This window comes from Pseudoalteromonas sp. UBA6610 (assembly GCF_002433295.1).
Classification (GTDB): domain Bacteria; phylum Pseudomonadota; class Gammaproteobacteria; order Enterobacterales; family Alteromonadaceae; genus Pseudoalteromonas; species Pseudoalteromonas atlantica.
The window spans coordinates 25777-35520 of record NZ_DJHW01000001.1 but is presented as its reverse complement, the minus strand read 5'-3'; the positions used below and the strand labels follow the sequence as shown (position 1 = coordinate 35520).

7 protein-coding genes and 1 pseudogene are annotated in these 9744 nt (G+C 37.4%); all 8 read right to left on the bottom strand.

The window, feature by feature from the left end:
* Positions 1–86 precede the first annotated feature (86 nt).
* Positions 87–344, bottom strand: a pseudogene (locus tag B4F91_RS00160) (DNA/RNA non-specific endonuclease); the annotation flags it as partial.
* A 467-nt stretch (positions 345–811) separates the two neighbouring features.
* Positions 812–1636 carry an alpha/beta fold hydrolase gene (locus tag B4F91_RS00155; protein WP_286938097.1) on the bottom strand — a complete coding sequence of 275 codons (825 nt, stop codon included), beginning with the start codon at positions 1634–1636 and terminating at the stop codon, positions 812–814.
* 338 nt (positions 1637–1974) lie between these two features.
* Positions 1975–4806 carry a response regulator gene (locus B4F91_RS00150; RefSeq protein WP_286938095.1) on the bottom strand — a complete coding sequence of 944 codons (2832 nt, stop codon included), beginning with the start codon at positions 4804–4806 and terminating at the stop codon, positions 1975–1977.
* Positions 4803–5966: a hypothetical protein gene (locus tag B4F91_RS00145; RefSeq protein WP_286938094.1), complete on the bottom strand. Its 1164-nt coding sequence runs from the start codon at positions 5964–5966 to the stop codon at positions 4803–4805. The genes B4F91_RS00150 and B4F91_RS00145 overlap by 4 nt, the downstream gene beginning before the upstream one ends.
* 9 nt (positions 5967–5975) lie before the next feature.
* Positions 5976–6791, bottom strand: a complete 816-nt coding sequence (locus B4F91_RS00140) for a type II secretion system F family protein (RefSeq protein WP_055253567.1) — start codon at positions 6789–6791, stop codon at positions 5976–5978.
* Positions 6788–7663, bottom strand: coding sequence for a type II secretion system F family protein (locus B4F91_RS00135; protein ID WP_286938093.1), 876 nt, complete (start codon positions 7661–7663; stop codon positions 6788–6790). Before B4F91_RS00135 ends, B4F91_RS00140 begins: the two co-directional genes overlap by 4 nt.
* Positions 7656–8957 carry a CpaF family protein gene (locus B4F91_RS00130; RefSeq protein WP_286938091.1) on the bottom strand — a complete coding sequence of 434 codons (1302 nt, stop codon included), beginning with the start codon at positions 8955–8957 and terminating at the stop codon, positions 7656–7658. The genes B4F91_RS00135 and B4F91_RS00130 overlap by 8 nt, the downstream gene beginning before the upstream one ends.
* A 6-nt stretch (positions 8958–8963) precedes the next feature.
* Entirely contained in the window at positions 8964–9731 is a 768-nt protein-coding gene (locus B4F91_RS00125) for a hypothetical protein (RefSeq protein WP_054982510.1), read from the bottom strand.
* Positions 9732–9744 lie beyond the last annotated feature (13 nt).

The following is a 9744-nucleotide window of genomic DNA, read 5'->3' as shown; positions in this document are numbered from 1 at the left end:
TAGCCCACTAGGTTACAAAACTCGTGCCGCGATTAAATAGCCCCTAGTTCGAACAAATTTAATCCTGAAAGACAGGCACGCCCTTTGTAATGTGAGTATAGATCAGGATCGGCTTTCCAACTTCTGCTTCTCGATGGTCCACTCATAGTGCTAGTCGTAACATGGTAAGCCACCCAATCTGCAAACTTTGTATAACGATTATTTTTTAAAGTATAAATACTTCGCTCAATTGTATTGCCATTATCTAAACCTGTTGGGCAACCTTGTAAACAATTGTCTGCACTTGCACTGTGCGCAAAACATAAACCTGTAAGTACTATTGATGCCTTTATTATTGTCTTCATTGTTTTATCCTCAATTAAATGAGGGTAAAAATTAGCAGTACATTATTACAGCAATATGTATCTAACTAATTGTTTATAAATACAATAATATCGTCTTAGGCTTTTGGTATTACTAATAAAAGTCGCGAGTATACAGTTACCCTCGCCTTATATTCAACGTAGTAACGTCACTTGTAGACCTAGCGAATAAAGGGGTTTTATATACCTACATGCATTATGTTAAATTAGCTTATTTATAGTTTCCTATGCGTAATCACCCTAATATAAAGCGTATGCGCACAATTTTAATGTATGAATATTGAGCTATTAATAGCGATTTATACTTTAATGGTTTAATACTAAAAAATAGATGAAAACAAAAAGCCGTTTGAGTAACTAATTATATAAAAATTAATACAGCTCAAACGGCATGGTTTTATATACATGTTAGCCAAAGTGGCTAACTAGGCCTTTAAAACTAAGGTGTTTTAAAACTTTTTATCAGCCAAAAATTCACCCATTAACGAAGTTACTCGTTCTGGTTTTTCATCTATAACCCAGTGCCCTGCTTTTTCTATCCAAGTTAGTGTTGCATTTGGTAAGGTTTGAGCTAACTGAGGTGCATATTTAGGTTTTTGAAAGTTATCTTCATCACCCCATAAAATGAGGGTTTCATGCTTTAAGCTTTTAAGCTCACCGGCAATTGCTTGTGTGTACTCTTTATTAAGTCGGCGCATATTATTGAATAACGCTGCTTTACCTTGCTCATTACTCCATTGCTTTAAATACTGTTTTTTCAGCTCATCGGTCATTATGCTTTTATCGTATACACCTTTTGGCATAAAATCATTTAGCGTATCAACAAACTCATCAACTGATGTTTCTTGCTCTACACCAGGTTCAAGCAAAGGTTCAAACTCGGGTATTGGCCAAGAATCAAAGCAAACACTATCAATTAATATTAAGCTGTTTACTTTTTCTGGGTAATTTACCGCCATGAGTTGTGCAATTCCGCCACCTATATCATGAGAGGCAATGTTTGCTTTAGCAATACCTAGCTCATCCATAAATTTACTGATTATTTTGCACTGGGCATTAATTGATACATCGGTATTTTTTGGCATATCCGATTCGCCGTAATTGAGTAAATCAGGTGCAATAACACGATGTTGCTCACTCAGTGTTGGCATAACATTTCGCCATAACGATTTATTAGTCGGAATACCATGTAATAATAGTAGCGGTGTGCCCTCGCCCATTTCTTGATATGCAATTTTGTGGCCTTCAACGGTAATGGTTTGTGTTTTACTCATACTTAATATCCTCATCAATATTTAAAATTTAGCCTAAACCTGTGTATGTATAGAGATGAGCAATTATCATCCCAGCTTGTTTTTTACATAATTTTTTTGAGGTTTTAATAATTACAAAAACCTGAGAGCCTTTTAAAACGCGGTCTGTGGCTATTAATAGTAAGTAGGATTTATTTTGAGTTAAGCGAAAAGAATAAAATATAAAGAGTTATAAAATAACCTTCATTTTTAAAATTATGAAATAAAGTAGCAGCTACATGAAATAATTACTGCCAGTTTGGGCCTATTAAAAATAATAGGCCCTGTGTATTTTACAGTTTTATATTGTTTACTTTGGACTAGCTTAGCAAATGCTTAATTTTATTAATTAATACTTGCTGCTTTACTGGTTTTTCAAGCATGTCGTCAAACCCAAGTTCAACATACTTAGCATTACTATTTGTGTCAGAATCTGAAGTGTGGGCAATAATTTTGGTTTGCTTGTCTGCGTTATGTTTTTTTATTTTAAGCATCGCGTCAGTGCCCGAGAGTTCTGGCATAACAATATCCATTAAAATAATATCGTAATTATTTTTCGACACCATCAACATAGCTTCTATTGCATTGCTTGCATAATCTATTGCTACGTTTTCATCTTTCAGCATGGCTTTAATAACCATTTCTACGAGCGGTTCATCATCAACTAATAACAACGATTTGGTGTTGTTAAATTCTGTATGCGTTGTAGTTACAGTAATGGGTTCTTGCTTGTTTGCACTTACGGGTAACAATTCTACCGTGTTAACTAATAACGATAAATTAATAGATGTTGTTTTACCGCGCTCGTGCACAGTAATATTTTTACCGCCGAGCATTTTAAAAATTGAGAGAAAAAAGCGCAGCTCTAATGTAGCATCAAAATTAATATCACTTTCAAAAGACTGTTGTTTGCATACCATTTGTAACTGACTATAAAAACTCCCCTGATTTGCTAAGTTATTTATAGAAAAACCCAGCGACAAATAATGTTTACCTTGCTCGTTAATTAGCTCAGAATTTAACGACAATTTACCTTGATGTGTGCTTTCTATAAGCTCACTAGCCAGCTGAATAATTAATTGCATAATCAGTTTTTCATCACTGCTTATGCCTTTATCTATGGGCACATTATTATTGATAATTATATTTTTATCATCAGAGTCTTTATTAAGAATATCGGCCGTATTTTTAAGTAAGTCAGCTAAATTAATAGCGCTCATTTTAAGCTTTAATTTACCGGTATCAGTTTTATTTATATTAACTAACTGCTGAACAACACAACTTAACTGTTTGCATGCATTTTCTAACTCATTGCTAAAATTGGCTTTACTGTTTTTATAATTAAGCTCTACTATAGATTGCAGTGAACTCAGTGGCGCTTTTAATTGCATTGCTAAGCGTGCTACAAATTTATCTTTTAGCTGGTTAGCTTGCTTAGATTTTTCTACTACTTGGGCAAGTAATAACTCTTTTTGATGCGCTTGTGTTTCATCTCTAAAGTAACAAACAAAGCCACCAAAGTCGGTATGCCTTTGCACAACGGTGATCCAGCGGCCATCACTAAAGCCGATATCTATTAATTGGCTATGTTCATTAGCTAATTTATTATGTTCTTGATAATGGGTAATAATATTATTTTGTTGAGAAATACTCATTATTTGGCTGTAACTTAATTGCTTATTGTTTTGAATAACATGAGAAAACAATTCGTTAAATGCCTGATTAGTTATTACCGGAAATTCGTTACTATTAAAAATGGCAAAGCCATGCGGCAGCGCATCAAGCGCGCTTGAAAACAGCGATTCTCTATTAAGTATAAGGGTATTTTTTTGTTTAATTTCGTCATGTAAGCGCCTTGGTAAACGTAAAAAATAATAAACAAATGCAAATATAGCTAAGCTAATTAATGCCAGTTTAAATAAGTCGAACCTAGATACATTAGCAGGCGTTATCGGTTTAATGGGTTGCACATGCAAGCGCCACGTAGCAGGAAAACGGCTACTTGCTGCGCTTATGCTGTTAGGGATAGTTTTAACATTTAGCTCCCCCCTACTTCCTAATATAAACTGAGGGGTTGATATAAATAAATTATAATTTTGCGTATTTAGCTTACCTATTATGGCATTTAAAAACTTACTTAAATCAAAGGCTGTGAGTGTATAAATAGCGCTATTACCCATGTTTATTTCTGAAATTAAAAACGCTGTATCGGCTACAGTAAATACCTCTACTGATTGTTTATTTGCTCGCATTGAAAATGCGTTTAGCCAATTAGTAAAGCCGTACGCTGCTAAATCAAAGTTGTTTTTAGACCATATGGCAAGTTGTTTATAGTCATTATCAAATACAACAAAACCTTTATACGTTAAACTGCTTGATACCTGCGTTTTTACTAAATCACTTAATTGTTGCTGAGTATAACTTTGTTGGCTTTTTAAAAAGCCTGCGACAATTTTATCTTTTTGAGTAATATAAAGTGCTTGGTTGTCAAAGCGCTCTAATGCATCAAACAGCGTTTGCCTTAACTGCTGAGTTTGTATGGCATAGGCACTTTTTTTATCTTTTTTATCTAACGTATATAAAAGCAAAGCCGAGAACGAGCAAATAACCAGCGCAATTAAAAAGGCCACCGGCGCTAAGCTAAATAAGTGAACAAATCGATTCAGTGATTTTGTCTCGCTCGGTTTAATTGCCTTAGTTGGGGTAAAATGCTTATTAAGCTGGGTTTGCAGTAATTGCGCAAAAGATACAAATTGTTCTTTTTGAGAGCCTATAAGTGTTTTAGGTGAAATATCGGCAATGATCAGTACGCCAATTAAGCTGTTATCTAAATTATAAATGGGATATTGAGAGTAAAAACGTACCTGTTGGCAGCGCCCTTTTGTTAGTGGGTCAAATAAGGTGTCTTCAATTATGTAGAGTTTTTCTTGTGTGCACGTTTGTGCCAAGCTATTTAATTCACTGTCGGCTTTGTATGGGTCATCGCAGCTAATAATTTGTTGCGTATACAAGGCATTATGATCAACGAATTTAACAATAGAAACATCATAAAACTGCTTCATTAGGGTCAGTGTTTCAGTTATTTCTTGTTTAATTTCATCTATTTGTGTGTTGTTAAATTCATTTATATTATTTGCATATGAGCTGTTCATGGGCGCACTCCTTCACCTTTCGGCGGTGTAGAAATCCAACGCGTGCTGTTAGCACTTGTATGTGATGGAAGTTTTACTCTAAATGGCGGAAGTAAGTTATTTAAAGCAGGTTCGCCTTGTGTATTTAACACCGGCTCTGCCGAAGTTAAATTGAGCGAAGCCTCGCAGTAAGTTACGCCAGGCTCTATGCCAATAAGGGCCAGCGTTTGAATAATTATGTCGTTATTTATTAAATCGATACCTAGCAGCTCAAAGGTTGTTTCTAAAATTGTAAATACCAGTGTTTCTACTATATTTTCATCTTCTTCTAGTTGCGTACCTTGTGGGCAGCAAATACTGCCTAGCTCTACATCTACTCTGCTTGCTACACCTATGAGCGACAGTGCATCAAGCGCGGTTCCTAATAACACTTCAACTTGTGGCAAATATAAATCAAGAATATCGCCTTGCGGCTCATACCCTGTTTGGCAACTATTGCACGACTGGGATAATTGCTGACTGTCTATGCCTAATAACGGATTACCAAGTGCAGTTACACCAACCAAACAACTACTATCGGCTTGTTGTTTAGCAATTGAAAAGCTTTCGCATGGGTTACCAGTAACTACCTTTTGAGACATATAGCGCGATACAATTTCGTCACCTGTTGCGGGGCACGCTAATGCTGTACTTTTTAGTAATTGCCCCATTACGGAGTTACTTAATTGCCCAATGGCATAATTAGGGCCTTGCTGTAGCGCATTGATATAACTTACATTGCCACTATTAGCGGTGTTACTAACTCCTAAACTATCTGAAAACTCATCACTTAAACTTTTTATACACGGGTTGCCTTGGCAATTAGGCGCATCGTAATAAATGGCTTCTCGTGAGGTGAACCTGTCATCGCGTATCCCAATTAAAGCGCGATATGTTGCATTTGCTTGGCGGTCTGTGTAAAAAATTAAAGGCGCTTGGTGCTCATCAAACCCAATGGCGATACCTAAAGGGGTGTTATTAGCATCAACCACTATTATTTGGTTATCTACTTTTGTGTGATAGCGCTTAATAAGTGCATCACGCACTAAAATAACACCACCAATAGAGCCAATAATTAAAATGGTAATAATTAAAATCAGCTCAATAGTGAGTATGTAGCCCTGTTGGTATTGTTTATTCATAGAGCGCTCCTATAGCACTTCAACCAGCATTTTTAGTACATTCATTACCTGCAGCGCCGCAGGAAAAAACACCAGTACTAAAAACATAGGAAAACAAATTAAGATAATGGGAAAGGTGGTATGCAATGCTTTTTTATTTACTTTTTTAGCTAATAAAATATTTTTTTTAAGCGCAAAGCTTTCTAATTGTGACTCAACCGCCTGTATTAACGGGGTGCCAAGCTTAGAGCCAATAAGCATTAAATTAGCTAATTTTTTTAAACCCGAGACCCCTGTTCTGTCATATAACGAATTAAAGGCAGTTTCGCGGTCTTTACCGGCACTGAGCTCAAACAAAAATAGTTTAAGCTCTTTATATAAAGGGTGTTTTTTACTTAACCCGTGATCAACCGCTAAAGCAAATGCGCGCTCTAGCGAAAAGCCAGCGCGCATATACACTAACAGCACACTTAAAAAAAACTCTAAGCTATTGTTTATTTGTACTTTACGCTGGCCTTTTTTAAATAAAAACCACATATCAGGCGCAAAAAAGCTAATAAAACAAATAATGGCTACAAGCGGTGTACTTAATACATAACCAGTGATCTCTATGGCAGTATAAGCACAAAATGTGGCGGCCATTTTAAAGCAGTACATGCTCAATAAAATTTTATTTAACTGATACCCTGCTTGTCTAAATTGGCTTTTTGAAATAACAATTAATGGGTACCAATTTATATTGGTTTTGATAGGTTGCTGAACCTCAGCCTTTAATGACTGCTTTTGAATATGGATAAATGCCCCCATACTCACCAATAAGCCAACAAATAAAAATAGGTCTATCATAGCGTTACCCTCAAGCTTAGGCGAAGCCATAAAAAGCCAAATAACTGGCAAAGCACAGCAACGGTAATAAAGGCCATGCCATTGGGGTTATTTAACAGCGGATCGAACCAGGTTGGATCGGTGTAATTAAATAAAGGCACTAAAGCGTAGGGTAAAACGCCACTAAACAGCGCAGCGTATTTAGTACCAGAAAGCTTAGCTTTGAGCTGCTGGCGATCTAGCGTTCTTAACGACATCATTTTGCATACACTTTTAAGCATGTCAGTTAAATCGCACTGGCTTTGTGTATGAGTAATTATGCTATGTGCAAATAACCGCACGGTTTCGCAGTTGTAGCGTTTAATTAAAGGGGCAAACGAGCTTTGTATATCACTGCCCATATTTAAGCGCTGCAGTAATAAATGACTTTGCGGTTTAATGTATTTATCGGCGTGTTCGTCGGCAAATTGCATAGCCTGAACAAGTGAAAGCCCAGTACTTAAACACGATTGTACGGTTTCTATGTACTCTAAAAATAAGTGCTCAAACTTGGCTAATTTATAGTGCGCTAAATCAATAATCACAATAAAGCAGGTTATAAATACAACCAAAGAAACGATTAATGCACTCGTAGTTGCTTGAGGATAAAAGTACTGTGCAACATACCAAGTACTGGTGGCAAGCGAGCAAGCAACGCTTATAAATAAAGCATTACTGATGTTAATCCCAAGTACCCACAGTGATACTGTGATAATGTCTTTTTCTTCGAGTACATCAACCTCGTGCTTAGTACTTGCAGCGTGTGTTTTTACTTTAAGTGTTATAAAAACACTCAGTGCTAAAGTAAATGACATAACACTTGCTATGGCCAGTAAGTAATCAAGCTTATTCATAATTACGCTCCCTAGCCGGTTGCAGTAATGCACTTATTTCGTTTGCGTTGGCACCTTGGCTTTGCATAAAGCTCACCACGCTTGAGGTACTAATTGCCTCTTCATTTACTTGCTCAGTATCACTTACGCTATACAGCGCAGAGTATTGCGCACGTCCATCTACACGCTTTATTTCGCCAATACTTTTTAGGGTTCTTACACCGTTTGTATTTCGAGAAACATGCACAATTAACTGAATGCTTGATGCGATTAATGCGCTGGTGTGGGTGTCGCTTAGCTGCGCGTTATGTAATTGCACTAGCGTTGATAATCGGGTTACCGCATCGCTTGCACTATTAGCATGTACGGTGGTCATTGAGCCTTGGTGGCCGCAGTTCATGGCTTGCAGCATGTCTATTACTTCACCTGCGCGTACTTCACCTACGAGTATTCTATCGGCGCGCATTCTTAGTGCCGCTTTTACTAAATCACGCAGGGTAACGGCGCCTTTTCCATCGCTGTTGGTGTCGTGCGCCTCTAACTGCACAACATGATTATGGTGCAAATTTAGCTCTGCACTTTCTTCTATAGTTACTACCCGCTCGTTGGTATTTATTGAATTAGCCAGTACATTTAACAAAGTGGTTTTGCCTGCGCCGGCATTTCCACACACTAAAATATTGACCCCTAAGGCCACCGCGGTTTTTAAAAAAGTGAGGCAGTTTTTGCTTAAAAACTTATTTTCGATTAAAAAATCATCGTTAATTTTTTTGTGGTTAAATTTTCTAATCGAAACAATAGCAGCACTGGTGCATGCCGGTGGCACTACAATATGTACCCTGCTGCCATCTTTTAGTTTGCCATCTACAATGGGAGTCAGAGCGTTAACTTGTCGAGCGCAACTATCAAGTAATCTATCAACAAAACGACGTAAGTGACGTTCATCGTCAAACTTACTGGCTGTACATAGCAATTTACCTTGCTTATCTATCCAAATATTTTGCGTATCGTTAATTAAAATATCGCTTACTTGGTCATCCAGCATAAATTGCGCTATTGGCCCTAAACCTTGTATTTCGTCGTAAACGGCTTGTACTACTTGAGCTTGTTGATGGCTGTTAAATGATGATTGTGCAAATTCGTCAATATCACTGCAAAGGGCAGATATTTTTTCAAGCAGCGCATCATCATTCAGTAAAGCACTTGGGTCTTGCTCGTACTCTTCAATTACCGCATCGTGGAGAATTTTTTTAAGTGATTCAAAGGTATTTAAATTGGTTTCTACAGACTCTGGTTTACTTGATAAATTAAACATAGCGCCTCACTTAGCTACATAAACAGCTTGGTTTTTAACGCCTTTAACCACTTGAATTGTTCGGCTAGTTTGTAATTGGGAGAAATTTTGTAAGCGCCCTTGTTCAATGTCATAAGCGCTGTGCACAATTATCGATACCTTATCTTGGGTATCAATTGCGGCTAACGAATACACATCTTTAGGAAGTACAGCCAACACTAATGACACACCCGCGCTGGTTGCCGGCTCTTTTTTTGCTAGGCTGTCCATCACGCCATTTTTTTGCGCTTTACTGCCAGGACCCTTTGAAATGCCAATAAGCTGCACATCACGCGCAACGGTTCTTACAAGCCGGTTTGTTTTAGCAACAATATCTAAGCGGTCGCCTTTGTGCACCCGCGATAATGGAATATCTAAAGTGGTTAATTTTAATGTATACAGCACTCTGCCTGCGGGGATCGCCTCTGATAAATTTTGGCTTTTAACCTGCATAAAATCTGTTTCAAATAGTGGTTGTTCACCCATTTTATTAGTGGCTAATTGCTTACCAATAAAGGCGCGGGGATTTTGTATACTTAGCGCCATATTTGCATAGTTACTGGGGTTTACATCTTTTTGGGCAATGTCGTGCACACTCACTACTTGCCCCGCCGACATATTTTTATTTACCACCCAGGCAGTAACTAAGTCTTGTTCGTTTACTTGTCTGATGCCAAGCGCTGAGGCCAACATGCCAGAGGTGATAAGTAAGGTGAGTGCAGCGGTCGTCGCCCCTTTATTATTTTTACTTTTCATAATTTCCTCCTGA

What these genes read in the sequence shown, in the direction of transcription:
- B4F91_RS00125 (WP_054982510.1), bottom strand. Translation starts at nt 9,731, where the DNA reads ATGAAAAGTAAAAATAATAAAGGGGCGACGACCGCTGCACTCACCTTA.
- B4F91_RS00155 (WP_286938097.1), bottom strand. Translation starts at nt 1,636, where the DNA reads ATGAGTAAAACACAAACCATTACCGTTGAAGGCCACAAAATTGCATAT.
- B4F91_RS00145 (WP_286938094.1), bottom strand. Translation starts at nt 5,966, where the DNA reads ATGAATAAACAATACCAACAGGGCTACATACTCACTATTGAGCTGATT.
- B4F91_RS00140 (WP_055253567.1), bottom strand. Translation starts at nt 6,791, where the DNA reads ATGATAGACCTATTTTTATTTGTTGGCTTATTGGTGAGTATGGGGGCA.
- B4F91_RS00150 (WP_286938095.1), bottom strand. Translation starts at nt 4,806, where the DNA reads ATGAACAGCTCATATGCAAATAATATAAATGAATTTAACAACACACAA.
- B4F91_RS00130 (WP_286938091.1), bottom strand. Translation starts at nt 8,957, where the DNA reads ATGTTTAATTTATCAAGTAAACCAGAGTCTGTAGAAACCAATTTAAAT.
- B4F91_RS00135 (WP_286938093.1), bottom strand. Translation starts at nt 7,663, where the DNA reads ATGAATAAGCTTGATTACTTACTGGCCATAGCAAGTGTTATGTCATTT.